Consider the following 24837-nt stretch of genomic DNA (forward strand, 5'->3'; position numbering starts at 1 on the left):
GCCGCAACGTCATCGAACGCAGCTTCAACCAGCTCAAACAATGGCGCGGCATCGCCACCCGCTACGACAAGTTGGCCACCGTCTACCGCGCCGCCATCCTCATCCACGACGTCATCACCTGGACCGACGCAATGTCAGACACGCCCTAGCCCCGGCAGGCCGGCTAGCCCGGGCACATCGGCTAGCCCGGGCACATCGGCTTGCCCCGGCAGGCTGGCTTGCGCGGGCAGGCCAGCTTGCCCGGGCAAGCCGCCGCGCCGGTGAAGCGAAGAGCTGCCACGCTACGCCCGGCCAAGCGGATCCACCGGACGTGCCACCCCGGGCCAAGCGGACCCACCGGACGTGCCGCCCCCGGCCAAGCAGATCCACCGGACGGGCCGCCCCGCGCAGGCAGATCCTGCCTCGGCGGGGCGCGGAACCTGCCGCGCCAGGCGGAACCTTCACCGAGAGCGCGCACGCCGATGGGCCTCGCGCAGCGAGGCCCATCGAACCCACCCTTGAAGAAGCAGCCCCAGAACCAGCCGACAGGCCAGCGACACCAGCCGACGGGCCAGACCACCTGCCCTCAGGCCGGCACCACCAGCCGTCAGGCCAGACCACCTGCCGTCAGCCAGCGACACCAGCCGACAGGCCAGACCACCTGCCCTCAGGCAGCCACCGGCCGTCAGGCGAGCGACACCGCGACCTGCTCCAGCTTGTCCAGCGACTCCTGCATGCCGCCCTCCATGCCGGACTCCAGGTGCCCGTCGCGGGTTTCCTTGTTCGGGTACTCGGCCAGCACGGTCAGCGTGGTGCGTCCCTCGTGCTCGGTCAGCGTCAGCGTGTTCAGCGACTCCGCGCCGGGCATGCCTTCGAACACCTCGGTCGACACGATCCGCTCGTGTGGCACGATTTCCCGGTACTCACCGTGGAAGGCGACCTCGAAACCGCCGTTCGCGGTCATCACGTTGCGCCATCTCCCGCCGACCCGCAGGTCGACCTCGACGGACGTGACCTCGCCACGCTCGCCCGCCCACCAGCGCTTCACCAGCTCCGGCGTGGTCCACGCCTGCCACACCAGCCGCGCCGGCGCGTTGAACTCACGCACGATCTGGATCTGGTTGTCCGCCGGGAGCGTCACCTTCGCCGTACCGCTGGTCGTCATCGTGCTCATCTCCGTCCTCCAGTTCCCTGAGTTCTTCCAACACCGCGTCCAAGCGGTCGAATCGCTCGTCCCACAACCGCTGGTAACCACTGACCCACTCGTGGATGTCCTTCAGCGGGCGGGCGTTGATGCGGTAGACCCGCTGCCGTCCGGAGTCGCGAACCTCCACCAGACCCACCTCCCGCAGGACCCGCAGGTGCTTGGACACCAGCGGCTGGGCGAGCCCGAGCACCGACACCAGCTCGTTCACCGGCTTCTCCCCGCCGGCCAGCAGATCGAGGATCTGCCGCCGCCGAGGTTCGGCCACCGCGTTGAACGCGTCCGCCGTAGTCGCTGCCCTTGCCATGCACCAAATATATACCCATATGGGAATGCGTCAAGGAATCCAGGCAACTGCATCGATTTCGACCAGGTAGCGGGGGTCGAACAGGGTCTGGACGCCGACCAGCGTGCTCGCCGAACGCGTGGTCACCCCGGCACGCATCGGCGCGAGGATCGCCTCCGCCAGCTCCGGGCGATATCCGGCGACGTAGATCGTGTGCTTGACCAGGTGCTCACGACTCGTGCCGGCCGCGGCGAGCGCGATGTCGATGTTGCGCGCGATCTGCTCCGCCTGCGCGCCGTGGTCACCCTCGCCGACGAGTTCACCCTCCGCGTTCCACGCGACCTGCCCAGACAGGAACACCAGCCGCGACGCGGGCACGGCGACGGACAGGCTGAACATCTCGGGCAGCGCGAAGAGCCCGGCCGGGTTGGCGTAGTGCGGCATCTCATCCTTGGTCATCGACCCAGCCTAGGCTATGTTTGGTCAGTGACCAAGAACATCGTCATCGCCGGAGCAGGCCCGACCGGGCTGTGGCTGGCCGCGGAACTCCGCCTCGCCGGCGCCGAAGTGACCGTCCTCGAACAGCGCACCGAACGGGACCCGCACTCGAAGGCGCTCACCATCCACCCGCGCACCATCGAGGTGCTCGCCTCACGCGGCGTCGAGCAGCCCCTCCTGGCCGAAGGGATCCCCATCCCGCAGGGGCACTTCGCCGTGCTCGACGACCGCCTGGACTTCGCCCTGCTCGACACCGATTTCCCGATCACCCTGGCGCTCCTGCAGGCGCGCACCGAGGAACTGCTGGAAGACCACGCACGCGACAGGGGCGCGGACATCCGGCGCGGCCACCGCGTCACCGGCCTCACCGAACACCCCGGCGAAGTGCGCGTGACAGTCGACGGCCCAGATGGCGGGTACACGATCGCCGCCGCGTACGTCGTGGGCTGCGACGGCACCCGCAGCACCGTCCGCGCCGCCGCCGGGATCGACTTTCCCGGCACGTCGGCGTCCGTGTACGGCTGGCTCGGGGACGTCGTGCTGACCGACCCGCCGTCCGCGGGCTCCTACAGCCGCGCGACCGCGGACGGGCTCCTCCTGGCCGTCCCGCTGCCCGGCGGCCTGCACCGGCTGGTCGGCCACAGCCCCGACGACATCCGCGCCGACCGCCCCGGCGAACTCACCCTCGACGAGCTGCGCGCCAAGGTCACCGCCATCGCCGGCCGCGACTTCGGCATGCACTCCCCCGCGTGGCTGTCCCGGTTCTCCAACGCCAGCCGCCAGGCCACCCGCTACCGCCGGGGACGCGTCCTGCTCGCCGGCGACGCCGCCCACATGCACATGCCGGCCGGTGGCGTCGGGCTCAACGTCGGCCTGCAGGATGCGATGAACCTCGGCTGGAAGCTGGGCGCGGTCGTGCGCGGCGAGGCGCCCGACGACCTGCTCGACACCTACCACGACGAACGCCACCCGGTCGGCGCCGAACTCCTGGAGCACACCCAGGCGCAGACCGCGCTGATGACCGCGTTCTCCCCCGACGGCCGCCGTCTGCGGTCGCTGCTCAGCACCCTCATCGCCGAACAGCCCGCGTTCGCCAAGACCCTCGCCGAGCGGCTGTCCGGTTTGTCCGTCCGCTACGCCGGCGCGCACCCGCTCACCGGCACCCGTGCGCCGAACCTGAAGTTCGGTGACACCACGCTCTTCCGGCTCCTGCACGCGGGACGCCCGGTGCTGCTGGACTTCCGCGACGAGCCCGGCCCCGCTGCCCCCGGCGCGATCGTCCACCACGGACGCCCACTGGACGACCGGCCGGACTGGGCCGCGCTCGACACCGCCCTCATCCGCCCCGACGGCCATGTCGCGGAGGTGACCCCCAGCGGCGAGCCTGACCAGCACCGCTGACGGCCACCTGGCTAGCATCGCCCGGTGATCACCCGGAACGGCGACAGCCGGCGCGACGAGATCGTCCGGGCCGCGCTCGACCTGCTGGACGAAGAGGGCCTGGAGGCCGTCAGCCTGCGCGCCGTCGCGCGGCGGCTCGGTGTCCGGCTCAACACCGTCTCCTGGCACGTCAAGACCAAGGCGCGGCTGCGTGAGCTGATGGCCGAGGCGATCTTCGCCGGCATCTCCTTCGACGGGCTCCCGGACGACTGGCGGGACCGCACCGCCGAGCTGGCCCGCCGCTTCCGCCGCGCGCTGCTGGCCCACCGGGACGGCGCGTTCGCCGTGGCCGGGACGTTCGTCGCCGAGCCGGCCACCCTGCGCGCCGCGGAAGCGCTGGTCGCCGCCCTGCTCGACGGTGGCCTCGAACCGCGCGACGCGGGCTGGACCTGCTGGACGATCCTCTACTTCACGCTCGGCCTCACGCAGGAAGAGCAGGGTGCGGCGGGCGCGGTGGCCGGCCTGCTGGAATCCGCGGTCACCCCGGACAGCCACCCCGCGCTGGCCCGCGTCCTGCCGCACCTCGTGGACAACGAGTTCACCCGCCGCTTCGAGTTCGGGCTCGACCGCATCCTGGACACGGCCGCACGTGGCTAGCCTGAACCCATGACGCCAGGCGAACTCAAACGACTGTGCCTGTCGCTGCCGGGGGCCCGCGAGGAGTTCCCGTTCGGCGAGGCCAACAGCGTGTTCAAGGTCGCGGGCAAGATGTTCGCCCTCAGCCCGCTCGAGTCGAAGCCGCTGCGGGTCAGCCTCAAGTGCGATCCGGACCTCGCGGTGCAGCTGCGCCGCGACCACCCGGAGATCACCGCCGGGTACCACCTGAACAAGCGGCACTGGAACACCGTCGTGCTGGACGGCGGCGTCCCCGAGGACCTGGTGCGGGAAATGGTCGAGGACTCCTACGACCTGGTCGTCTCCGGGCTGCCGCGCCGGGAGCAGGAGAAGCTGCAGTGGGTCGCGCTCAGCCAGGAGAAGACGCCCCGCGGATCCGGCAAGCCGGCCCGGTGACCGTCGAACTGACCCTGCTGCCGCGGGTGACCTGCCGCGGCCGGGAGATCACCGCGCCCCGGCTGCGCGACCTCCTCGCGCTGCTCGCCGCCGACCTCACCACCGGCTGCGGCACCGGGCGGCTCGTGGACGGGCTGTGGCCGGACGAGCAGCCGGAGAACCCGGTGAAGGCGCTGCAGATCCTGGTTTCGCGCGCCCGCTCGCAGCTCGGCCCCGACCTCATCGCCAGCACGCCAACCGGGTACCGCCTCACGCTCGAACCCGCTCAGGTCGACGCCGCCGCGCTGCTCCAGCACGTGTCCGCGGCCCGCGCGGACGATCCCGCGACCGCGCTCGCCGAGGCCGACGCCGGGCTCGCGCTCTGGGATGGCACCGCCGACGACGCGCTGGACCCGCTGTCCACCTTGCGCCGCGAACGCCGTGCCGCCCACCTCTTCCTCGTGCGCGCCCGCGGGCTGGCGCTGTCCCGGCTCGGCCGCCACGCCGAGGCGGTCGAACCGCTCACCGCCGCGGCGGCGGACCGGCCGCGTGACGAGGAAGTCCTGCTGGAGCTGCTGCGCTCGGAGTCCGCGACCGCCGGGCCGTCCGCGGCGCTGGCCCGGTTCGAGTCCTACCGCCGCGAGCTGCGGGACCAGCTCGGCACCGATCCCGGCCCGGAACTCCAGGCTTGGCAACGGGAAACGCTCGCCGGGGAGCGGCCCGCGGTCCGCCACGGCATCCCGCACGAGCCCAACCCGCTGCTGGGCCGCGCGGACGACATCGCGGCGGTCACGCAGCTGCTGCGCCGGTCCCGGGTCACCTCGATCGTCGGTCCCGGCGGGCTGGGCAAGACCCGCCTCGCGCATTCGATCGGCCGGGACGCCGAACAGCCGCTGGTCCACTTCGTCGGGCTGGCCGGCGTCCGCGCCGACGCGGACGTGGCCGGGCACGTCGCGACCGCGCTCGCCGTCGGCGAGGCGCGCCGCACCCCGAGTCCGCCGCCGCCCGACGACCTGACCGGCATCGCCGAAGTCCTCGGCGCCGCACCGGCGCTGCTGGTGCTGGACAACTGCGAGCACGTCCTCGACGGGGTTTCGGAGCTGGTCCGGGCCTTGGTGTCGATGACGCGGGACCTGCGCGTGCTCGTCACCAGCCGCGCGCCGCTCGGCCTGTCGTCGGAGTCGGTGTACCCGCTGCCGGAACTGGACCTCGACACGACGATCGAGCTGTTCGTCCAGCGCGCACGGGCCGCGCGGCCGGACGTCGACCTGCCCGCGGACACCGTGGCCGCGCTGTGCCGCCACCTCGACGGGCTGCCGCTGGCGGTGGAACTCGCGGCGGCGCGGGTGCGCGTGCTGTCGGTCGCGGAGATCGCGCGGCGCCTCACCGACCGGTTCGCGCTGCTGCGCGGCGGCCCGCGCGACGCGCCCCAGCGGCACCGGACGCTGCAGGCCGTCGTGGACTGGAGTTGGAACCTCCTCGACGAGCACGCGCAGGTGGCGATGCAGGCGTTGTCGGTGTTCCCCGGCGGGTTCACCGAGGACGCCGCGCGCCACCTGCTCGGCAGCCGCGACACGCTCGACGTGCTGGAGGAGCTGTCCGGTCAGTCCCTGCTGAAGGTCGTCGACACTCCCGTCGGCGCGAGGTTCCGGATGCTGGAGACGGTGCGCGAGTTCAGCGCCGCCCGCCTCGACGAAGCCGGCGGGACCGCGCGCGCCACCGAGGATTTCCTGGCGTGGGCACGGGATTTCGGCCTGGCCCACCACGAACCGGTGTTCGGTCCCGACCCGTACACGGCGAGCGAGCGGATCCGCGTCGAGCAGGACAACCTCCTGACGGCGATGCGGCTGGGCATCGAGCGGGCGGACGGCGCGACCGTCGCGGCCACGGCGGCGGCGCTGGGCGCGCTGTGGACGGCCGACTCCAACTACTCGCGCATGGCCGCGCTCACCACGGACGTCCCGGCGGTGCTCGCGCACTTCCACCCGAAACCGGAGTTCGTCGAGGTGACCCGCACGGCCGCGACCGTGTGCGCCACCACGACCTTCATGCTCCAGGGTCCGCGCGCGGTGCGGTCGCTGGTCGTCCTGCGGCGGCTGCCCGAAGCGCCGCCGACGACGCTGGTCCGGGCGCTGTCCACCGTCCTGTCCACGCTCCCCAAGATCGATCCCCGCGAACTCGGCGCCCTGGGCGACAGCGATCAGCCGCTGCTCGCGTTCGTCGCGCACGCCGTGCACAGCTACTGGTGGGAGACCGCGGGCGACGGCGAGCAGGCACTCGCCTCGGCGGTGCGGATGCTGGACGCGGCGGGCGATTCCGGTCTGCCGTGGGTCCGGTTGATGGCCCGCGCCCGGCTCGGCGAGCTGTACCTGCAGCGCGGCGAACCGGACGAAGCCACGCGGCACCTGCTGGTCGCGATGCGGGTGCTGGCGGAGCTCGCGCCGTGGCCCGACACGATCGGCATCCGGTGGGGGCTCATGCTCGCCGCCCTGCAGAGCGGCGCGGTCGACGAGGCCGAACGCTGGCTGGCGAAGACGAGCCCGGGCGGCGGCGAGGACCGGTTCGACGTCATCACCTTCGACCTGGGGGTGCGCGCCGAAATCGCCTTGGCGCGCAACGAAATCGACCAAGGGCTCGCGCTGTGGCGGCAGGCGGTGGCCCGTCAGCGGGACAGTGGCGTGCTCCCCCTGCCGGAGGCGCCCGGCCTGGACGCGTGGTCGCTGGAGCTGCTCTGCGTCACCGTGATCGCGCACGCGCAGCACGGCAGGCTCGGACTGGTCGCCGACCTGGTCGCCGAGCTCCCCCCGCTGGCGCCGCCGTTGTTCAGCGAGAGCGCGGCGAAGGTGCCCGCCTACCTGATCGGGATGCCGGTGCGCGGCACCGTCCTGCTCGCGCTCGGTGTGCTCGCACTCGACCGCGGGGACCGCACCGGGGTGCGGCTGGTGGCGCTGGCCGAGCGGCTCGGGTTCCTGCGCAACTTCCAGCCGACCATGACACCCGCCGGGTTCCGGGCCGCCGCCGAGAAAGCCGACGGGCCGGCGTACGCCGACGCGGTGTCGGAGTACGCCGGCCTCGGGCCGGACGAGCTGCGCCTGGCGGCGCTGGACCTGCTCAGCGGGTCGGTTCCCGGTTGAACAGGCGCTTGGACCAGAAGTAGCCGAGGACGGTGATCCCCGCGCCCCAGCCGATGGCGCCCCAGCCGTACCAGCCGATCGGCGTGCCGGCGAGCAGGCCGCGCAGGGTTTCGATGACGGCGGTGAACGGCTGGTACTCGGCGAACCAGCGGATGCCGGCGGGCATCGAGTCCAGCGGCACGAAGGCGCTGGACAGGAACGGCAGCAGGAAGGTCATCGGCAGCACCACGTTGCTGGCGCCCTCCGGGGTCTTGGAGACCTGGCCGAGCGCGGCGGAGAACCAGCTCAGTCCGAGCGTGAGCAGCAGCAGGACGGCGGCCGCGAGCAGCCAGTCGCCGAAGCCGGCCGAGGTGCGGAACCCCATCGCGACGGCCACCGCGAGGACGATCACGAGGCTCACCACGGTCTGGATGACGTTGCCGATGACGTGTCCGGTGAGGACGGACGCGCGGGCGATCGCCATGGTGCGGAACCGGGCGACGATGCCTTCGGTCAGGTCGGTGCAGATCGCGACGGCGACCGGCATCGAGGCCGAGCCGATGGTGAGCAGCAGGATGCCGGGCACGAGGTAGCCGAGGTAGTCGCCGCCGCCGGCCGGGGCGCCCGCGATGCCGTTGCCGATCGCGCCGCCGAAGACGTAGTTGAACAACAGCAGCATCATGATCGGGACGGCGACGACGCTCGCGGTCATGGACGGGTAGCGCATCGCGTGGCGCAGGTTGCGCCGCAGCATGGTGGCGGAATCGGTGAACATCAGCGGGAGACCTTCTCTTCGGTGGGGTGGCCGGTCAGGGCGAAGAAGACGTCGTCGAGGTCAGGGGTGTGCACCGACAGGCCCTCGGGCTCGATGCCGGCGTGGTCCATGCGGTCGAGCAGCGCGCGCAGCGAGCGGACGCCGCCGTCGCTGGGGATCTGCAGGGTCCGGGCCTCGTCGTCGCGGGTGACCTCGCCGAACGTGCGGGCGGCCAGGTCGAGTGCGCGGTCGTCGGCGAAGCGGAGCTCGACGTGCCCGCCGGGGATGCGGCGCTTGAGCTCGGCCGGGCTGCCCTCGGCGACGAACACCCCGTGGTCGAGCACGGCGATGCGGTCGGCCAGCTCGTCGGCCTCCTCCAGGTACTGGGTGGTGAGGAAGACGGTGACGCCGCGGGCGACGAGGTCGCGGATGATCTCCCACATGGTGTGGCGGCTGCGCGGGTCGAGGCCGGTGGTCGGCTCGTCGAGGAAGATGATGCGCGGCTCGCCGACCAGGCTCATCGCGAGGTCAAGGCGGCGCCGCATGCCGCCCGAGTAGACCGCGGCGAGCTTCTTGCGCGCCTCGACCAGGTCGAAGCGTTCGAGCAGCTCGGCTGCCCTGCGGCGGCCCTCGGCCTTGGGCAGGTGGTGCAGGTCCGCCATCAGCCAGAGGTTCTCCTCGGCGGTCAGCTTGTTGTCGACGGCGGAGAACTGGCCGGTGACGCCGATGGCGGCGCGAACGCGGTCGGCCTCCGCGGCGACGTCGTGCCCGGCGATGCGGGCGCTGCCGGAGTCGGCCCGCAGGTAGGTAGACAGGATCTGGACCATGGTCGTCTTGCCCGCGCCGTTGGGCCCGAGCAGGGCGAAGATCGAGCCGGCCGGGATGCGCAGATCGATCCCGCCGAGCACGACCTTGTCCCCGAACGCCTTGCGCAGCCCGGCGACCTCGATGGCCGGGGTGGTCGTGGTGGTGGTCAAAGCCCCCTCCTCCGTGTGCTGTTCCGTTGCTGGTGACGAGCTTCGGAGGAGGCGGCTTCAGGAGGGCTTCAAGCCGGTTTCAGGGGTGGCGGGGCGGGGTTTCAGGGACCTTCGCCGGGACGGCGGTGGCTCAGCCAGCGCTCGCCGAGCGAGTCCCAGATCCCCTGGTACTCGCCGAACATGCGGCGGATCACCTCGCGGTCCACCTGCTCGGGCGGGGTCTCGGCCAGGTAGTAGGTGAGGTCGTCGCGCAGCCGGTAGAAGCGGTACTGCGTCTCCTCCATGAGAACCCACAGCGAGCGCCAGGCGAAGAACGGTTCGAGGGTGTTGACCACGGTCACCAGCGCGACGAGCGCGAAGCCGAGGCCTGCCCAGAAGTCCAGGTCCTGCAGGCCGAGGATGATCGTGGACGCGCCGGACAAGACGAGCGTCGCGACCCGGACGAGCGCGGACCGGCGGCGGAAGCGGTTCTTGCGGACCCGCGCGTAGCGGTTGCCGGTCTCGATGCGGGACAGCAGGTCCTGTGCCAGCTCGGCCGGGCTCAGCCCGGGACGCGGCACCGCCGACTGGATGGGTTCCTCCATCGCGGCAGCTTAGGCGACCGTGATCATCGGGAAGAAGCCTGCGAAGACGCGCCCGGCCTACCGGCTGCGCCACCAGGACACGAGCCGCTCGGCGATGGCGTCCACGTCGGCTGTCAGTCCGAAGTGGTCGGACATCTCGTGGCGCAGGTACTCCCGGATCCCGTCCACGCCGGCGCCCGCGCGCAGACGGGACAGCAACGGCCAGACCAGGCAGTCGTACTCGTCGTCAACGGAATCCGCCACGCCGATCGGATCCCACTCGTTGAGCAGGAGGCGGATCGGCTCGACGGGAAACACGGGACCAGTATGGAGGCATGCGGCACACCCGATGCGCGGCGGTCGACGTGCACTACCCGGACGCCGGTGGCGCCAAGGCGGCGTTGGTGCTCGCCGCCGGGCCCGCCTTCGCCGAGATCACCGGGGAGCACGTGGCGCGGCTGGACGAGGCCGAGCCGTACCGGCCGGGCGCCTTCTACCTGCGGGAGCTGCCGGCGATGCGCGCGGTGCTGCGCCGCGCGGGGCCGGTGGACCTGCTCGTCGTCGACGGGTACGTGCACCTCGACCCGGACGGCCGTCCCGGGCTCGGCGCCCACGCGCACGAGGAGTTCGGCGTCCCGGTGATCGGGGTCGCCAAGACGGCCTTCCGCACCGCCACGCACGCCATTCCGGTGCTGCGCGGCAAGGCGGTCCGGCCCCTCCACGTCACCGCGATCGGCCTCGCGCCGGACGAGGCCGCGCGGATCGTCCGGACGATGGCCGGCCCCCACCGCCTGCCGGACGCGCTGCGCCGCGTCGACCGGCTGTCACGCGAGTAGGGGCCCGTCCCCCCGTGGACGGGCCCCACCACCCCCGCGATCAGACCCGGGCGAGTTCCGGTTCCGGCGCCCGCCGCAGGCGCACCACGCCGGACAGCGCGATCAGCAGTCCGAGCGCCGCGATGCCGGTGATGACCGCCAGCGCCGGGGTCAGGCCGGTCAGCAGGTTGCCCTCACCGCTGCCCGTCAGCACCGCCGTCACGATCGCCAGGCCGATCGCGCCGCCGACCTGCAGCGACGTGTTCAGCAGGCCACCGGCGAGTCCCTGCTCGTTGTCGCTGATGCCGGTCGTCGCCTGGATGTTCAGGGACGAGAAGGCCAGGGTGAAGCCGATGCCGAGCAGGATCATGCTCGGCAGCACCGAACCGGCGTACCCCGAGTGCTCGTCGACGCGCAGGAACAGCACGTAGGCGAGCACGTGCGCCAGCACGCCACCGAGGATCGTGCGCGACGTGCCGACCCGGTCGATCAGCGGCTCGATCCGCGGCGAACCGAACGCGACGATCAGCGCGGCAGGCAGGAACCCGAGCGCGGTCTCCAGCGCCGACCACCCCAGCACGTCCTGCAGGTACAGCATCACCACGAACTGGAACCCGATGTAGGCCCCGAAGAACAGCGCCGCCCCCAGGTTCGCCCGCGCCAGCGGCCCGGAGCGCAGGATGCCCAGCCGCAGCAACGGGTGGCTGCTGCGCTTTTCGATCAACACGAACGCGGTCAGCAGCGCCGCCGCGACGACGAAGGTGATCAAACTCTGCGGCGAGGCCCACCCGGCCTCCGGCGCCTCGACGACACCGAACACCAGCAGCAGCGACCCGGCGGCACCGGTGATCGCGCCGGGCAGGTCGTAGCCCCCCGCCGAGTGGTCCCGCTCGTAGGCCGGGACGACCTTGATCGCCGACACCAGCGCGATCAACGCGATCGGCACCGGCAGCAGGAACGTCCACCGCCAGCCGACCTCGGTCAGCAGCCCGGAGAACACCAGGCCCGCCGAGTACCCGCTGGCGCCGAACACCGCGAAGATGCTGATGGCGCGGTTGCGGGCCGGGCCCTCCTGGAACGTCGTGGTGATGATCGACAGCGCGGCCGGCGCGGTGAAGGCCGCCGCCAGGCCCTTGATGAAGCGGCTCGCGATGAGCAGCGCGCCGTTGTCGACGAGACCGCCGAGCAGCGACGCGACCGCGAACACGGCCACCGCGACGAGGAACACCCGCCGCCGCCCGAGCAGGTCCGCCGTGCGGCCGCCGAGCAGGAGCAGCCCGCCGTAACCGAGCACGTACCCGCTCACGACCCACTGCAACGCGCTGGTCGACAGGCCAAGATCGGCCTGGATGGACGGCAGCGCGACGCCGACCATCGAGACGTCGAGGGCGTCCAGCCCCACGACCGTGGACACGGTGAGCAGCACGGCCCACAGCCGTGCGTCCCACCGCGTCGACGTGGTGGACAGGTGCGCAGGAGAAGTCATGGCAGCCAGGTTACATGCGCGCGCATCTAATGCAAGGGGATTTAATGTCTTTGCATCAGATTCCCGTGCATGCTAAGGTGTCGCCATGGGTGACGTCGCCGAAGGCCGGCTGGTGCAGCAGTGGCACGAGCTGCTGGCCCTGCACGCGACCGTCTTCGGCGAGCTGGAATGCCGCCTGCAGGAAGCGCACGGCATCGGGGTCAGCGAGTTCGAGGCCCTCGAACGGCTCGCGACCTGCGACTTCAAGTGCCGCTCCGCCGACCTCCTGGAGGCGGTGCACCTGAGCCAGAGCGCCACCTCGCGCCTGGTCGCCCGCCTGGAGAAGGAGGGCCTGGTCGAGCGCGCGATGTGCGAGCAGGACCGGCGCGGCATCTTCGTCTCGCTCACCGACGCCGGGCGGCGCCGCTACGAGGAGGCGAAGCCGACCCACCGCGCGGTGCTGCGCGCCACGCTCGGCGAGGCGCATCTGACGAAGGCCGGTTGACCCGCCGCTCCACGGGGTAGCTCACCGCCATCGCGCAGACGCCGACGGTGGGAGTGCAACCGTGAGCGAGCACAACAGGGAAAGCGTTGTCAGCAAGGCGAAGGCCGGCCTCGACCGCGCGGACGCGGTGCAGCAGCAGCACACCGCGCTCTCCGTGCCGGTCGCCGTGGTGAAGAAGTTCGTTGAGGACCAGTCCACGAACCTGGCGAGCATGATCGCGTTCTGGGCGTTCTTCTCGATCTTCCCGCTGTTCCTCGTCCTGATCACCCTGCTCGGGTTCTTCGTGCCGGACGACCTGAAGGGCGACGTCCTCGGGCACGTCGGGTCGATGTTCCCGCTGCTGGACCCCGCCACCATGCAGGGCTTCGGCGGCTCGGTGTGGGCGCTGGTCCTCGGGCTGGTGACCGCGCTGTGGAGCGGGATCGCGGTCGTGCGCGCCACCCAGACCGCGTTCAACTCGGTGTGGGAGCTGCCGTTCCACGCGCGCCCGAGCCTGCCCGAGCAGATCGGCCGCAGCGTGCTCGTGCTGGTGACGATCGGGCTCGGCCTGGTGGTGAGCACGCTCATCAGCGGGTTCGTCTCCAGCGGCACGGACCTGCTGAACCTGGGGTGGCTGGGCCGGATCCTGGGCTACGCCGTCGCGATCGTCCTGGACATCGCGTTGTTCGTCGCCGCGTTCCGGATCCTCACCGACCGCGACATCTCCACCCGCGACGTGCTGCCCGGCGCGGTGCTCTCCGGCGTGCTGTTCTGGGTCCTGCAAACGCTTTCGTCGCTGATCATCAGCCGCTACCTGCAGAACGCGCAGAGCACCTACGGCACGTTCGCCACGGTCATCACGCTGCTCTGGTGGTTCTACCTGCAGAGCATCATCACGTTGCTCGGCGCGCAGCTCAACGTCGTGCTCAAGGACCGGCTGCACCCGCGCGCGCTGGTCGGCGCCCCGGAGACGGACGCCGACCACCGCGCTTACGAGTCCTACGCGGAGGAACGCTCCTACCACGAGCAGGAACGGGTGGACACCGAGTTCCCGCCCGAGCAGCGCCGCTGACTACTCGGCGCCGGTGACGAACGCCTCCCGCTCCGCGGCGGGACGTTCGCGCAGGGCGAGGACCGCGGCCAGCGTCACCAGGCAGGCCACCAGCATGTAGCCCGACACCGACAGCGACGTGCCGGTCTCCCCGACGAGCCAGGTCGACACCAGCGGCGCGAACCCGCCGCCGAGGATGGCGCCGAAGGCGTAGGCGAAGGACACCCCGCTGTACCGGATGCCGGCCGGGAACAGCTCGCTGTAAGCCGCTGCCTGCGGGCCGTAGGTCAGGCCGAGCCCGAAGCCCAGCACGATCACCGCGGCCAGCATGAGCGGCACCGAGCGGGTGTCGAACAGCAGGAAGAACGGGAACGTCCAGGCGCCCATCGCCAGCGTGCCGACGAGGTAGGTCTTCCGCCTGCCCCAGCGGTCCGACCAGTGCCCGGCCAGCAGCGTGAACACACCCCACGACACCGCGCCGACCATGCCGACGAACAACATCGTCGTGCTGGACAGCTTGAGCGTGCGGGTGCCGTAGGAGTTGATGAACGCGATCAGGATGTAGCCGACCATGTTGTTGGCGATGAACAGCCCGATCGCGACGACGAGCTCACGCCGGTTGGTGCGCAGCAGCTCGGCCAGCGGCGCCGACCGGCGGGCGCGGCGGGCGCGCAGCTCGCTGAACACCGGGCTCTCCGAGACCCTGGCCCGCACGAAGAAGCCGACCGCGATCAGCACCACGCTGAGCAGGAACGGGATCCGCCAGCCCCAGCGCGCGAACTGGTCGTCGGTGGTCGCGGCGGACACGCTGAAGAACACCAGGTTCGCCAGCAGCAACCCGATCGGCACGCCGATCTGCGGGAACGAGCCGAAGTAGCCGCGGCGGCCGGACGGCGCGTGCTCCACCGACATCAGCGCCGCGCCGCCCCACTCACCGCCCGCGGACAGGCCCTGCAGCAGCCGCAGCACGACGAGCAGCACCGGCGCGGCGACACCGATCGAGTCGTAGCCGGGCAGCAGCCCGACACCGATCGTGGAAATCCCCATCAGCAGCAGGGTCGCGACAAGAACCGCCTTGCGGCCGACCCGGTCACCGAGGTGCCCGGCGACGATCCCGCCGATCGGCCGCGCCACGAAGCTCACCCCGAGCGTCGCGAACGAGGCCAGCAGCGCCGCGGTCCCGTCCAGCGAGGGGAAGAACTGCTTGCCGAACACCAGGCTCGCGGCCGAGGCGTAGATGAAGAAGTCGTACCACTCGATGGTCGTGCCGACGAGGCTCGCGCCGACGACGCGGCGCAGCTGCCGGCCGTCGTGCGCCGAGCTCGTCCGGGCCGAGGCCTCGGGCGTGTGCGTCATGGGCCATCCCTTCCCGCCATTGGAAAGAAGATCAAAGGTTTGATTAGTTCCCTGGCAACCTAGATCCCACAGTGCCGGAAGACCAGTGGCGGGTGCAGACCTTTACCGTCCTGAGACCTTCGACCGCCCGGTCACAGGAAGTCACGCAGCCGCGCGGCGAAAGCGGCCGGGTCGCCGGCGAAGCCGGTGTGGTCGCCGGGGAACCGGACCGGTTCGACGCCCAGCTCCTTCGCCAGTGCCTCCGACGTGCGTTCGCACAGCTGCCCGGCGGACTCGGTGCCGATGCCGACCACAACGGGGCGGGTGCGCAGGACGTCGAAGTCCGGGATCCAGCGGGTGGTCGGGCGGTACATGTGCGCGTACTGGAAGTCCGCGTCGGCCCGGTCCCGCGGGCTCGGCTCCTGGGCGAAGAACTGCTGGAAGACCGGCTCCGGGAGGTCGATGCCGGCCATCACCAGGAACTTCCGCATGGCGCCGACCGGGTCGCCGCCGAAGTGGGTCGCGATGACCTCCTCGCCCTGCGCGCGGATCCGCTCGGCGTCCGGGAGCAGGTCGCTCAGCGGCGGTTCGTGCGCGATGACGGTGGTGACCAGGTCCGGGCGCGCCTGGGCGAGAGCGAGGACGCTGACCGCGCCGCCGCTGGAACCCAGCACCACGGCCGGGCCGGCGTCGGCGTGCTCGATGAGCCGGGCGAGGTCGTCGGCGCGCATCTCCGGCGTGGAGTCCTGGTCCGGGTCGTCGACCGGGCTGCGGTTGATGCCGCGCGGGTCGGTAGTGAGGACGGTGTGGTCGGTGGCGAGCAGCTCGGCGAGCGGGGTGAACGACCGCGCGTCCATGGGTGCGCCGACGAGCACGACGAGCGGGCCGTGGCCGCGGATCTCGTGGTAGAGCTCGGCGCCGGGGACGCGGAGTGTGCCGGCGATCTGGGACATCGGATCCTCCTCGGGAAGTGGGTTCACAGGTGTGACCGCCGGCGTGGGGCAGAATCATCGCTCGTGACGGAACTGGCCGTTGACCTGGAGCGGGCGCGCGCCGGGGACGACTCGGCGTTCACGCGGCTGGTCGAGCCGCTGCGGCGGGAGCTGCACGCGCACTGCTACCGGATGCTGGGGTCGGCGCACGACGCCGACGACGCGTTGCAGGAGGCGCTGCTCCGGGCGTGGCGGGGGCTGGCGCGCTTCGAGGGGCGCGCGTCGCTGCGGTCGTGGCTGTACACGGTGGCGACGCGGACCTGCCTGGACGCGGTGGAGCGGCGTGGCAGGCGGGCGTTGCCGATGGACCTCGGACCGTCCAGCGAGCACGTGGTCGCCGGTGACTCGCCGCGGACGGACGTCGAGTGGCTCGGGCCGTACCCGACGGGGCCGGACGCGCGGGCCGAGCAGCGGGAGGCGGTCGAGCTGGCGTTCGTGGCCGCGTTGCAGCACCTGCCGGGGAACCAGCGGGCGGCGCTGGTGTTGTTCGAGGTGCTGGGGTTCTCGGCGGCCGAGATCGCATCGATGATGGGCACCTCGGCGGCGTCGGTGAACTCGGCGCTGCAACGGGCCCGGCGCGTGGTGCCGGCGCGGGAGCCGGCGCCGTCGGACGCGCGGGTGCGGACGCTGGCGTCGGACTACGCCAGTGCCCTGGAGCGGGGCGACGCGGACGCGCTGGTGGCGCTGCTGACCGAGGACGTGACGTGGTCGATGCCGCCGATGCCGCACTGGTACCGCGGGATCGACGCGGCGATGTCCTTCGCGCGCCGGTACCCGCTGGCGTCCTGCGGCTCGTGGCGGCACCGGATCATCTCCGCGAACGGGTTGCCCGCGGTGGCGTCGTACCTGCGCTCGTCGCCGGGCGGGGCGTTCGAGAGCTGGTCGATCAACGTGCTCCGGCCGCGGGACGGGCGGATCGCGGAGATCACGTCGTTCGTGGCGCGGGAGCACTTCGCGGTGTTCGGGCTGCCGGACGCGCTGGACTGAACGGGCACGGTCCTCTGTGGACCGGTTTACTGTCGGTGACCCTGGGTAAACCGATGATCCTCCGGTTGACGAGTCAGCGGAGGAGGTGATGCATCGTGGATGACATGGTGCATCGGCCGGATCGGTTCACCAGCGTCGTGGACGGGCCGTCCGAACTGGCGGCCCTCCGGCGGCGGGTGCGGGTCATGCTCGCGGGCGTCGGCGAGGAACACGTCGTCGACGCGCTGCTGGTGACCGATGAAATCGCCGGCATCGCCTGGCTGTCCACGCGCCAGCCGTTCACGTTGCGGCTGGGCTGGGCGGGCGCGGACACCATCCGCGTCGACGTCACGATCGCCGCCGAGCCACCCGCCCGCGGGGAACTCGGCACGTCGGCGCGGGTCCTCGACGGGATCGCCGCCAGGTGGGGCATGACGCCACGCCGCGGCGAAACGGTGCTGTGGGCGGATGTCCCGGTCGCCGCCCCGGTCACGCCGGACGGTCCGGCGCTGGACGCGGTGCACGTCACGGAACCGGCGTGACGGTGGTCGCCGGTGGTCCGGGAACCGGGCCACCGGCGACGGCGGTTAGAGTGTCCGGGCTGAACTGACCGACGATGGAGGAGATCCGTGCCGCAGGCCTTCGCCACCCGCTGGACGCGCGAGGGCAGCGAAGTCATCGTCACCATCGTCGGCGAGGTCGACCTCACCACGGCGCCCCGCGTGCGCGAAGCCGTGAAGGACGCCCGCGACAGCGTCGGGCCGGTCGCGCTCACCACCGTGATCCTGGACCTGTCCGAGGTCGAGCACCTGGACTCCCTCGGCCTGGCGGTGCTGGTCGAGACCGCCGCCGAGTGCCACTCCGCGGAGCAGGCGCTCGCGCTGGTCTGCCCGACGCCGGTCGTGACGCGGCCGCTGGAGATGACCGGCCTCGACGGGATCCTCACGATCACCGCGTCACTGGACGAGGCCCGCGAGGCGGCGCGGGAGTACCTCTCCGGCAAGTCCTAGGCGCTGGTCGTCGAGCCGGGGCGGACGATCATCAGGACCGTGACTACGGCCCACAGGACGTTGAAGATCCCGGTGTACATCGCCAGTCGCGCCGGGGCGCGTGGCTCCGGTTCCGCCTGCTCCGCGATCCCGTCCAGGATGCCCTGCTGGCGCGGCAGCACCACCAGCACGAGCACGGCCGCCGCGATCGCGGTCAGCACGATGGACACGATCACCCACGCGTCGCCCGTCACGCCGAGGCTGCCCGCGGTCGCGAACCCGAACACCGGGATCGCGATGCCGACCGCGGCGTAGACCCGGCAGATGCGGTGCAGCGTGCGCAGCACCGCGAGGTCGTGGTCGGTGCCGCCGGTCGCGCGGCGGGTCGCGGCGGGGAACATGCTGGCCGCGACGGTGACCGGGCCGATCGCGACCAGCGCCGCGAGCACGTGGAGGGAGAGCAGTACCTTCGTCACGCCCCGGGACGGTAACGGCCGCCGGTGATCACCGGAACTGGCTCGATGGCCAACTTCCACAAGATTCTCGCCAACCCGCTGACCAGGGCGGTCCTGGCGCTGCGACATGGCGAGGACCTACGGTGTCGCCATGCACACGGTCGCCGTGCTGGCGCTGGACCAGGTGGTCCCGTTCGACCTGGCCACCCCGATCGAGATCTTCACCAGGACCCGCCTGCCCGGCGGGCGCCCGGCCTACCGGGTGCGCGTCTGCGCCCCGACCCCGGAGGTCAGCGCGGGCACGTTCACGGTCCGGGCCGAGTGGGGCCTGGAGGCGCTCGCCGACGCCGACACGATCATCCTGCCCGGCTGCGCCGATCCGACGGTGCCGGTGCCGGAGGACGTGCTGGACGCCCTGCGCAAGGCGGCCGCCGACGGCACCCGGATCGCGTCGGTCTGCGCTGGCGCGTTCGTCCTCGCCGCGACCGGCCTGCTCGACGGCCTGCGCGCGACGACGCACTGGGTGGCCGCGGACCTGCTCGCCCGGCGGCACCCGGAGATCGAGGTCGACCCGGACGTGCTGTACGTGGACAACGGCCAGTTCCTCACCTCGGCGGGCGCCGCGGCCGGGATGGACCTGTGCCTGCACCTCATCCGGCGCGACCACGGTTCGGCGGTGGCAGCCGACGCGGCGCGCCTGTCGGTGATGCCGCTGGAGCGGGAGGGCGGTCAGGCGCAGTTCATCGTGCACGACCAGCCGCCGGCGCCGCGGGGTTCGGTGCTGGAGCCGGTGCTGCGGTGGATGACCGACCACCTCGACCGGGACCTGACGCTGAACGACATCGCGGCGCGGGCGGGCATGAGCACGCGGTCGCTGAACCGGCGCTTCCGCGAGCAGACCGGGACGACGCCGCTGCAGTGGCTGCACCGTGAGCGCATCCGGCAGGCGCAGTACCTGCTGGAAACGACGCGGCACCCGGTGGACCGCATCGCGGGGCAGGTGGGTTTCGGTTCGCCGACCGCGTTCCGCGAGCGGTTCCGGCGGGTGGTCGGCACGAGCCCGAACGCCTACCGGGCGGCGTTCCAGCGGCGGGAACCGGCGCAGCCGGGCACGCCTTCGTAGCGGTGCCGGGGCTTTGGCGCACTGTCAGCACAAGCGCCACCCCGCCGCGCTCCAGCGGCGGGAACCGGCCCAGCCGCGGTCGTCTTCGCAACAGCCACCCGAGCCGGGTTTCGATTCCCGCGGCGAACCGGCTCAGGCCCCGCGAACCCTCGCAGCAGCGGCTCCACGGCCGATTCCGGTGCGTCGACTCCAGCTGACACCGACCGCGCTGCGGTCAGCAAAGGGAACCTACCCAGCGAGGCACCAAACCTTCCGGCCCGGCGCGCCGTCGCCCTCTCACGGGCCGAACCAGCGGGCCGTCCGCTCCGGATCGGTGACGTCGGCCAACACCTCCTCGACCGGCGCACCGATCTCCCGGCTCAGCATCAGGTCGCTCCCGTCCAGCCGTCCACCCACCCGACCGCTCCTCCCAGTGAAAGGGCGATCCTGACCACGCCAACGATCGAGACGGGGCCGTCCCGTCCACTCCTGGTACTGTCCGGGACATGACCCGGACCCGTCGCGCGCCCAGTGGCGCCGCCGTGCTACGTGTCGAGCTCACGGACGCCATCGTCGAGGTCGTGATCGACGAACTCGCCGAGAAGGGCTACGCCCGCACCTCGATGGACGGCGTGGCCAGGCGGGCGGAGGTCGGGAAGAGCTCCCTGTACCGCCGGTGGCCGTCGAAGCAGGACATGGTGGCCGACGCGGTCTCCCAGCTGAGCGTCCCGCTGGTCGACATCCCCGACAGCGGCTCCCTGCGCGGCGACATCGAGCGCGCTTTCGAGATGGTCGTGCAGTGGCTCAGCGACGAGCGCCTCGGCCGGATCCTGCCCGACCTGACCGCCGAGGCGAAGCGCAACCCGGCACTGGCCAAGGCCATGACCGAGCACCTGGAGGAGCCGCGCCGCGCCAAGGCGGAACCGGTGCTGGACCGCGCGATCGCCCGGGGCGAGCTGCCGCCGGACGTCGACCGGGAACTGGCGCTCGACATCTTCGCCGCCCCGATCTACTGGCGCTACACCGTCCGCCGCACCGAGATCACGCCCGAGTTCCTGGCGACGCTGACCGATTCGACGCTGGCGTTCCTCGGCGCGCGGCCGGCGAAGAAGCGCCGCAGGTAGTTCACCGCAGCACCCGGAACGTGCTGCGGTGGAACACCACCGGCTCCGCGCCGGGGAAGTCCGTCAGCGCCGTGATCCCGAGCAGCGCGATGACGTGGTCCCCGGCGTCGACCTCGCCGGTCAGCCGGCATTCGAGCTGCAAGGCGCTGTCCTCGACCAGCACGGCGCTGCCCCGCGCCACCCACGGCACCTCGGCGAACCGGTCCCCCTCCGGCATCGCCAGGCTGCGGCAGATCCCGCCCTGCCCGGCCGACAGCACGCTGACCCCGAGCTCCGGCGCCGCCCGCAACGTCCGCCAGGTCCGCGACTCCTTCCGCACGCACACCGAAACCAGCGGCGGGTCCAGGGAAACGGCGGTGAACGTGCTCGCGGCCATGCCCACCGGTTCACCGCCGACCAGCGCGCACACCGCCGCCACCCCGCTCGGGAACTGGCCGAACGCCGCCCGCAGTGTGCTCCCGTCGATCATGTCGCCACTCCTTCCAGCTCGAACGCGCCGCGGAGGAACTCGACCGCCGGGCCAACCACCTCCGGGCTGCTGAACACCGCCGTCGCGTGGTCCGCGCCCGGCACGACCTCCAAAGTGGACTTTCCACCCGCGGCGAGCACCGCCTCGTGCAGCCGCCTGCTCTGCCCCAGCCCGCACCGGCGGTCGGCGTCGCCGTGGCTGATCCGGAACGGCGGCACCCGCGACGCCGCCGCCACCGCGCGGGACACCGCCGCCCCGGCCACCACACCGGGCCGCGAAGCCAGCGGGAACCCGAAGAACTGCGACCCGACGTCGACCATGTTCCGCAGACCGGCCTCCGTCGGCTCGAACGCGTCCTCGGTGATCGTCGAAAAGTCCGTGACCGGGTAGTGCAGCACCACCGCGGACAGCCGCGCGGACACCGCCGGGTGGTCGCCGACCGGCCGTCCGATCCGGTCGGTGAGCGCGGCCAGCCCCATCAGGTACCCGCCGGCGGAACTGCCCCACCCGGCGACGCGCGCCGGGTCCAGCCCGTACCGGTGGGCGTGGACGCGGACCCACCTGATCGCGGCGAGCACGTCCTCGACCGGCTCCGGGTACCGCGCCTCGCCGGCGAGCCGGTAGTCCACCGACGCCACCGCGATCCCGTACCGCGGCAGGCTCGCCCACGGCCCCATTTCCTTGACGCCGCCGAGGAAACTGCCGCCGTGCGCGTAGACCACCACCGGCACCGGGCCGGTCGCGCCGAGCGGGACGTGCAGGTCCAGCGTCAGCGGCCGCCAGCCGACCGGGATCGCGTACTTGACGTTCAGGTACGACTCGGCGTCGTCGAGGACCCGCACCGGCCGGACCGTCCACAAGCGAGGGTCGGCCATGTGGTGCGAGGCGGGCCGCGCGAAGGCGACGTCGGACGGGTGCGGCAGCGTCATGCCTTGCGCACCCCCGGCAGGTAGCGGCCGGCGTCGGGGATCTCGCCGCTCAGCTCGGCGGCGCCGACGAACGCGTTCTTGGCGTCGATGCTGTCGTGGCTGGCGAACGTGCGCGCGTTGCGCCAGAACCGGTCCAGCCGGTACTTGTTGGCGGTGCTGCGCGCGCCGGTGAGGTCGTGCACGCGTGCCGTGACGTCGAGCGCCGCCGTGGTGCACACGACCTTGACCTTGAAGAACTCGGTCATCAGGGCGCGCAGGTCGGTGGTGTCGTCGGAGTTCGCCAGCTTCCGGCAGGTGTCCAGCAGGTAGGCGCGGCCGGCGGCGAGTTCCGCGGCCATCTCGCCGATCTGCCGGTGCATCAGCGGGTCCTCCATCGCGGAGGCGAACATCGGCATGCTCGCGCGGTTCAGCCCCCGCAGGTACTCCAGCATCGCCGCGTACGCGCCTTCGCCGATCCCCTGCAGCAGCAGCGCGTGGCCGGGCAGGACGAGGTCGACGAACACGACCTCCGACTCGGGCGCCGCGTAGTGCCAGCCGTCGGGCACGAACACCTCTGCGTAGGTGATGGTCTGGCTGATCGTGCCGCGCTGGCCCATGTTGTCCCAGTCGCCGTGCACCTCGACGCCGGGCGCGTCGAGCCGGATCAGCGCGTGGTGCCGGGTTGTCGCACCGTCCGGCCCGGTGAGGCGGAAGCTGACGTTCGCCAGGTCGCGGCCACCGCCGCCGCTGTTGGTGTTGAAGGTCTTCACGCCGTTGACGACCACCCCGCCGTCCACCCGGCGGCCGGTGACCGGTCCGGTGCCGCCGGTTTCGGCGTTGGAGGCGACGATCCGGCGCCCCTCGGAGATCAGCTCGTCGGCGAGCGCCTGCTTGGTCGACGCGGGCAGCGGCGCGGACATCACCTCGCGGGCCTGCAGCGCGGTGGTCGACCAGCACTGGCCGGTCGACCCGTCGCCCGCGGTCACCTCCAGCGCCGCCTCGACCACCCGGTCCCAGCCGGCGAAGGTGCCGCCCGTCCACAGACCGCCGAACTCGACGGGGACGTTCGCGCGCTGCAGACCGGCCTCGCCGAGCAGGCGCATCGCCTCGGTGGGATCGACGCCGCGTGCGTCCACCTCGACGCCCAGCTCGGCGATGCGCGGCCGGAGCGCCCTGGCGCGCTCGACGACCTCGTCGTAGCTCGCGGGTGCCGAGGGCCAGGCGGGGATTTCGCGGAATTGCGTGGAAACGGACATGAACGCCGTCCTTCCGGGAGGAATCAAGAAATGGACGAGACGGTATCGTCTCGACCACGGTAACTCGTCCGGAGCGGACCAACAAGAGTCTGGACACGCCGGGAGCGCCCGGCGTACGCTGCTCGGACGCGACGATACCGTATCGACCATTCGCGAGCGCTGTTCCGTGGCGTGGTGGGGGGACCGCCATTCACCCCGGATGTCCAGGAGTGCTCATGAACCCAGACGGAAACCACCACCGGTTGCGACCCAACGCGGTGGGCATCTTCGACATGATCCTCATGGTGATCGCGGTGACCGCACCGCTGACCGCGGTCGCCTCGAACCTCTCGCTGAGCCTCGCGTTCGGCGCCGGCACCGGCACGGTCGGCGTGCTCGTCCTGGTGCTGGCGATCCTGCTGGTGTTCTCCGCGGGCTACGTGGCGCTGAGCCGCCAGGTGGTCAACGCGGGCGCCTACTTCGCCTACATCGGGTTCGGCCTCGGCCGTCGCATGGGCGGCGCGTCGGCGCTCGTGGCGACGCTGGCCTACAACGTCGCGGCGGCCGGGATGTCCGTGGCCGTCGGGTACTTCGGCCACGCCGGGCTGTCCGCCTACCTCGGGGTGGACGTCCCATGGTGGGTGATCGCGCTGGTGGCGGTGGCGGCCACCTGGGTCGTCGGCTACTTCGGCGTGACGATCGCGGGCAAGGTCAACGTGTTCGTGGCCGTGACCGAGTTCGCGGTGCTGCTGGCGTTCGCGATCGCGGTGCTGGTGCGGCGGCCGGGCGGGTTCTCGTTCGACGTGCTCGCGCCGGGCACCGTGTTCGGCGGGAACTTCGGGCTCGCCGTGGTGTTCTGCATCCTGTCCTTCGCCGGGTACGAGGCCGCCGCCATCTACGGCGAGGAGGCGCGGTCGGCGCGGCGGAACGTCGGCCGGGCAACGTACTCCGCGCTGATCGTGCTGGCCGTGACGTTCGTGTTCGTCATGTGGGCGATCGCGGCGGCGTTCCCGGACGCCTCCGCGGCGGCGCAGGCCGATCCCGGCGCGCTGCTGGTCTCGGCGATCACCGCCTACCTAGGCGGGTGGGCCGGGCCGGTGCTGAGCCTGATGATCACGTTCAGCTTCTTCGCCGCGGCGCTGTCCTTCCACGCGATCGCGTCGCGGTACATGTTCTCCCTGGCGCGCGACGGGTTCCTGCCCCGGTCGCTGAGCCGGGTGCACCACCGGCGGCGGACGCCGGTGTCCGCGGGGACCGTGCAGCTGGTCGTGTGCGTGCTGGTGGTGGTGCCGTTCGCGGTGGCGGGCGCCGATCCGATCGCGACGTTCTTCCCCGCGGTCTCCGGGATCACCGCGCTGGCGATCATCTACCTGATGGCGGCGTGCTCGGCGAGCATCGTCACCGCGGCCGCGCGCGGGCGGATCAGCGGGTCCACGTGGGCGGTGCGGGTGGCGCCGTCGATCGCGTGCGTGGCGCTGGTGAGCTGCGGGGTGGTCATCGTCGCGCACTACACGGAAATCACCGGCAGCGATTCGCCCGTCATCAGCGCACTGCCGCTGTCCCTCGTCGTCGCCGCGGTCTACGGCTGGCTCGCGGCGCGGACCCGGACCGTCACCGAGGAACCGGCTCTGGCCTGAAAGGAA

At 72.0% G+C, this 24837-nt stretch carries 27 protein-coding genes; 13 read left to right on the forward strand and 14 right to left on the reverse strand.

Annotated features, from left to right (window positions below):
* Nucleotides 1-664: 664 nt before the first annotated feature.
* The 3 genes from L2C96_RS36660 to L2C96_RS36670 are packed head-to-tail and all read right to left on the reverse strand — an operon-like array spanning nt 665 to nt 1928.
* Nucleotides 665-1144, reverse strand: coding sequence for an SRPBCC family protein (locus tag L2C96_RS36660; protein ID WP_237339451.1), 480 nt, complete (start codon nt 1142-1144; stop codon nt 665-667).
* Nucleotides 1080-1490 (reverse strand): ArsR/SmtB family transcription factor, encoded by a 411-nt coding sequence (locus L2C96_RS36665; RefSeq protein WP_039791908.1) that lies wholly within the window; start codon nt 1488-1490, stop codon nt 1080-1082. The genes L2C96_RS36660 and L2C96_RS36665 overlap by 65 nt, the downstream gene beginning before the upstream one ends.
* A gap of 30 nt (nt 1491-1520) precedes the next feature.
* Nucleotides 1521-1928, reverse strand: coding sequence for a RidA family protein (locus L2C96_RS36670; RefSeq protein WP_237339452.1), 408 nt, complete (start codon nt 1926-1928; stop codon nt 1521-1523).
* 27 nt (nt 1929-1955) lie between these two features.
* On the opposite strand from L2C96_RS36670, the gene L2C96_RS36675 reads away from it, so the two are divergent.
* The 4 genes from L2C96_RS36675 to L2C96_RS36690 are packed head-to-tail and all read left to right on the forward strand — an operon-like array spanning nt 1956 to nt 7531.
* On the forward strand, nt 1956-3368 hold the full coding sequence (locus L2C96_RS36675) for an FAD-dependent monooxygenase (RefSeq protein WP_237339453.1): 1413 nt from the start codon (nt 1956-1958) through the stop codon (nt 3366-3368).
* A 24-nt stretch (nt 3369-3392) separates the two neighbouring features.
* Entirely contained in the window at nt 3393-4004 is a 612-nt protein-coding gene (locus L2C96_RS36680; RefSeq protein ID WP_237339454.1) for a TetR/AcrR family transcriptional regulator C-terminal domain-containing protein, read from the forward strand.
* A 9-nt stretch (nt 4005-4013) separates the two neighbouring features.
* Nucleotides 4014-4418 carry an MmcQ/YjbR family DNA-binding protein gene (locus L2C96_RS36685; protein ID WP_237339455.1) on the forward strand — a complete coding sequence of 135 codons (405 nt, stop codon included), beginning with the start codon at nt 4014-4016 and terminating at the stop codon, nt 4416-4418.
* The gene (locus tag L2C96_RS36690; protein WP_237339456.1) at nt 4415-7531 is read left to right on the forward strand and encodes an ATP-binding protein; all 3117 of its coding nucleotides are present in this window, start codon (nt 4415-4417) and stop codon (nt 7529-7531) included. Before L2C96_RS36685 ends, L2C96_RS36690 begins: the two co-directional genes overlap by 4 nt.
* Here L2C96_RS36690 and L2C96_RS36695 read toward each other — a convergent pair.
* The 4 genes from L2C96_RS36695 to L2C96_RS36710 all read right to left on the reverse strand — a co-directional run bounded on the left by L2C96_RS36695 (nt 7509) and on the right by L2C96_RS36710 (nt 10122).
* Complete coding sequence (locus L2C96_RS36695; protein WP_237339457.1) at nt 7509-8285, reverse strand: ABC transporter permease; 777 nt, start codon at nt 8283-8285, stop codon at nt 7509-7511. The genes L2C96_RS36690 and L2C96_RS36695 overlap by 23 nt on opposite strands.
* Entirely contained in the window at nt 8285-9241 is a 957-nt protein-coding gene (locus L2C96_RS36700) for a daunorubicin resistance protein DrrA family ABC transporter ATP-binding protein (protein WP_020422030.1), read from the reverse strand. The genes L2C96_RS36695 and L2C96_RS36700 overlap by 1 nt, the downstream gene beginning before the upstream one ends.
* Nucleotides 9242-9342: 101 nt before the next feature.
* Nucleotides 9343-9825, reverse strand: a complete 483-nt coding sequence (locus tag L2C96_RS36705; RefSeq protein ID WP_020422031.1) for an SLATT domain-containing protein — start codon at nt 9823-9825, stop codon at nt 9343-9345.
* A gap of 57 nt (nt 9826-9882) precedes the next feature.
* Nucleotides 9883-10122, reverse strand: coding sequence for a hypothetical protein (locus tag L2C96_RS36710; protein WP_237339458.1), 240 nt, complete (start codon nt 10120-10122; stop codon nt 9883-9885).
* A 17-nt stretch (nt 10123-10139) separates the two neighbouring features.
* Between L2C96_RS36710 and L2C96_RS36715 the strand changes: the two genes are divergently transcribed.
* Nucleotides 10140-10640, forward strand: coding sequence for an endonuclease V (locus tag L2C96_RS36715; protein ID WP_237339459.1), 501 nt, complete (start codon nt 10140-10142; stop codon nt 10638-10640).
* Nucleotides 10641-10680: 40 nt separating this feature from the next.
* Here the strand turns inward: L2C96_RS36715 and L2C96_RS36720 are convergent, their stop codons facing one another.
* Nucleotides 10681-12105, reverse strand: a complete 1425-nt coding sequence (locus tag L2C96_RS36720; protein ID WP_237339460.1) for an MFS transporter — start codon at nt 12103-12105, stop codon at nt 10681-10683.
* Nucleotides 12106-12190: 85 nt separating this feature from the next.
* Between L2C96_RS36720 and L2C96_RS36725 the strand changes: the two genes are divergently transcribed.
* Both L2C96_RS36725 and L2C96_RS36730 read left to right on the forward strand, forming a co-directional pair.
* On the forward strand, nt 12191-12589 hold the full coding sequence (locus tag L2C96_RS36725) for a MarR family winged helix-turn-helix transcriptional regulator (RefSeq protein ID WP_237339461.1): 399 nt from the start codon (nt 12191-12193) through the stop codon (nt 12587-12589).
* A gap of 61 nt (nt 12590-12650) precedes the next feature.
* On the forward strand, nt 12651-13640 hold the full coding sequence (locus L2C96_RS36730) for a YihY/virulence factor BrkB family protein (RefSeq protein WP_020422036.1): 990 nt from the start codon (nt 12651-12653) through the stop codon (nt 13638-13640).
* On the opposite strand, the gene L2C96_RS36735 is transcribed toward L2C96_RS36730, so the two are convergent.
* On the reverse strand, nt 13641-14975 hold the full coding sequence (locus tag L2C96_RS36735; RefSeq protein WP_237339462.1) for an MFS transporter: 1335 nt from the start codon (nt 14973-14975) through the stop codon (nt 13641-13643). It abuts the gene before it with no gap.
* Nucleotides 14976-15106: 131 nt separating this feature from the next.
* Entirely contained in the window at nt 15107-15907 is an 801-nt protein-coding gene (locus tag L2C96_RS36740) for an alpha/beta fold hydrolase (RefSeq protein ID WP_020422038.1), read from the reverse strand.
* Nucleotides 15908-15970: 63 nt separating this feature from the next.
* On the opposite strand from L2C96_RS36740, the gene L2C96_RS36745 reads away from it, so the two are divergent.
* The 3 genes from L2C96_RS36745 (at nt 15971) to L2C96_RS36755 (ending at nt 17922) form a co-directional block, all read left to right on the forward strand.
* Nucleotides 15971-16933 (forward strand): sigma-70 family RNA polymerase sigma factor, encoded by a 963-nt coding sequence (locus L2C96_RS36745; protein WP_237339463.1) that lies wholly within the window; start codon nt 15971-15973, stop codon nt 16931-16933.
* Nucleotides 16934-17037: 104 nt separating this feature from the next.
* Nucleotides 17038-17454 carry a hypothetical protein gene (locus tag L2C96_RS36750; RefSeq protein ID WP_237339492.1) on the forward strand — a complete coding sequence of 139 codons (417 nt, stop codon included), beginning with the start codon at nt 17038-17040 and terminating at the stop codon, nt 17452-17454.
* A gap of 87 nt (nt 17455-17541) precedes the next feature.
* Nucleotides 17542-17922, forward strand: a complete 381-nt coding sequence (locus L2C96_RS36755; RefSeq protein ID WP_237339464.1) for an STAS domain-containing protein — start codon at nt 17542-17544, stop codon at nt 17920-17922.
* On the opposite strand, the gene L2C96_RS36760 is transcribed toward L2C96_RS36755, so the two are convergent.
* A complete protein-coding gene (locus L2C96_RS36760) occupies nt 17919-18377 on the reverse strand; it encodes a DUF2269 family protein (RefSeq protein WP_017984222.1) in 459 nt (152 codons plus the stop codon). The genes L2C96_RS36755 and L2C96_RS36760 overlap by 4 nt on opposite strands.
* A gap of 130 nt (nt 18378-18507) precedes the next feature.
* On the opposite strand from L2C96_RS36760, the gene L2C96_RS36765 reads away from it, so the two are divergent.
* Complete coding sequence (locus L2C96_RS36765; protein WP_020422043.1) at nt 18508-19479, forward strand: GlxA family transcriptional regulator; 972 nt, start codon at nt 18508-18510, stop codon at nt 19477-19479.
* Nucleotides 19480-19964: 485 nt separating this feature from the next.
* Nucleotides 19965-20582: a TetR/AcrR family transcriptional regulator gene (locus L2C96_RS36770; RefSeq protein WP_237339465.1), complete on the forward strand. Its 618-nt coding sequence runs from the start codon at nt 19965-19967 to the stop codon at nt 20580-20582.
* 1 nt (nt 20583) lies between these two features.
* Here L2C96_RS36770 and L2C96_RS36775 read toward each other — a convergent pair whose 3' ends face one another.
* From L2C96_RS36775 to L2C96_RS36785, 3 genes are read right to left on the reverse strand one after another with little or no spacing between them, the layout of a single operon-like run.
* Nucleotides 20584-21051 (reverse strand): flavin reductase family protein, encoded by a 468-nt coding sequence (locus tag L2C96_RS36775; RefSeq protein WP_237339466.1) that lies wholly within the window; start codon nt 21049-21051, stop codon nt 20584-20586.
* Nucleotides 21048-21980 carry an alpha/beta hydrolase gene (locus L2C96_RS36780; protein ID WP_237339467.1) on the reverse strand — a complete coding sequence of 311 codons (933 nt, stop codon included), beginning with the start codon at nt 21978-21980 and terminating at the stop codon, nt 21048-21050. The genes L2C96_RS36775 and L2C96_RS36780 overlap by 4 nt, the downstream gene beginning before the upstream one ends.
* On the reverse strand, nt 21977-23215 hold the full coding sequence (locus L2C96_RS36785; RefSeq protein WP_237339468.1) for an acyl-CoA dehydrogenase family protein: 1239 nt from the start codon (nt 23213-23215) through the stop codon (nt 21977-21979). The genes L2C96_RS36780 and L2C96_RS36785 overlap by 4 nt, the downstream gene beginning before the upstream one ends.
* Nucleotides 23216-23430: 215 nt before the next feature.
* On the opposite strand from L2C96_RS36785, the gene L2C96_RS36790 reads away from it, so the two are divergent.
* The gene (locus L2C96_RS36790) at nt 23431-24831 is read left to right on the forward strand and encodes an APC family permease (RefSeq protein ID WP_237339469.1); all 1401 of its coding nucleotides are present in this window, start codon (nt 23431-23433) and stop codon (nt 24829-24831) included.
* Nucleotides 24832-24837 lie beyond the last annotated feature (6 nt).

The sequence above is a fragment of the Amycolatopsis tucumanensis genome (assembly GCF_021654135.1).
Classification (GTDB): Bacteria; Actinomycetota; Actinomycetes; order Mycobacteriales; family Pseudonocardiaceae; genus Amycolatopsis_E; species Amycolatopsis_E tucumanensis.

Excerpts from the sequence above, each read along its gene's own strand:
- L2C96_RS36660 (WP_237339451.1), bottom strand. The coding sequence starts at position 1,144 with ATGACGACCAGCGGTACGGCGAAGGTGACGCTCCCGGCGGACAACCAG.
- L2C96_RS36665 (WP_039791908.1), bottom strand. The coding sequence starts at position 1,490 with ATGGCAAGGGCAGCGACTACGGCGGACGCGTTCAACGCGGTGGCCGAA.
- L2C96_RS36670 (WP_237339452.1), bottom strand. The coding sequence starts at position 1,928 with ATGACCAAGGATGAGATGCCGCACTACGCCAACCCGGCCGGGCTCTTC.
- L2C96_RS36685 (WP_237339455.1), top strand. The coding sequence starts at position 4,014 with ATGACGCCAGGCGAACTCAAACGACTGTGCCTGTCGCTGCCGGGGGCC.
- L2C96_RS36695 (WP_237339457.1), bottom strand. The coding sequence starts at position 8,285 with ATGTTCACCGATTCCGCCACCATGCTGCGGCGCAACCTGCGCCACGCG.
- L2C96_RS36705 (WP_020422031.1), bottom strand. The coding sequence starts at position 9,825 with ATGGAGGAACCCATCCAGTCGGCGGTGCCGCGTCCCGGGCTGAGCCCG.
- L2C96_RS36715 (WP_237339459.1), top strand. The coding sequence starts at position 10,140 with ATGCGGCACACCCGATGCGCGGCGGTCGACGTGCACTACCCGGACGCC.
- L2C96_RS36720 (WP_237339460.1), bottom strand. The coding sequence starts at position 12,105 with ATGACTTCTCCTGCGCACCTGTCCACCACGTCGACGCGGTGGGACGCA.
- L2C96_RS36725 (WP_237339461.1), top strand. The coding sequence starts at position 12,191 with ATGGGTGACGTCGCCGAAGGCCGGCTGGTGCAGCAGTGGCACGAGCTG.
- L2C96_RS36735 (WP_237339462.1), bottom strand. The coding sequence starts at position 14,975 with ATGACGCACACGCCCGAGGCCTCGGCCCGGACGAGCTCGGCGCACGAC.
- L2C96_RS36740 (WP_020422038.1), bottom strand. The coding sequence starts at position 15,907 with ATGTCCCAGATCGCCGGCACACTCCGCGTCCCCGGCGCCGAGCTCTAC.
- L2C96_RS36750 (WP_237339492.1), top strand. The coding sequence starts at position 17,038 with ATGGTGCATCGGCCGGATCGGTTCACCAGCGTCGTGGACGGGCCGTCC.
- L2C96_RS36765 (WP_020422043.1), top strand. The coding sequence starts at position 18,508 with ATGCACACGGTCGCCGTGCTGGCGCTGGACCAGGTGGTCCCGTTCGAC.
- L2C96_RS36770 (WP_237339465.1), top strand. The coding sequence starts at position 19,965 with ATGACCCGGACCCGTCGCGCGCCCAGTGGCGCCGCCGTGCTACGTGTC.
- L2C96_RS36775 (WP_237339466.1), bottom strand. The coding sequence starts at position 21,051 with ATGATCGACGGGAGCACACTGCGGGCGGCGTTCGGCCAGTTCCCGAGC.
- L2C96_RS36780 (WP_237339467.1), bottom strand. The coding sequence starts at position 21,980 with ATGACGCTGCCGCACCCGTCCGACGTCGCCTTCGCGCGGCCCGCCTCG.
- L2C96_RS36785 (WP_237339468.1), bottom strand. The coding sequence starts at position 23,215 with ATGTCCGTTTCCACGCAATTCCGCGAAATCCCCGCCTGGCCCTCGGCA.
- L2C96_RS36790 (WP_237339469.1), top strand. The coding sequence starts at position 23,431 with ATGAACCCAGACGGAAACCACCACCGGTTGCGACCCAACGCGGTGGGC.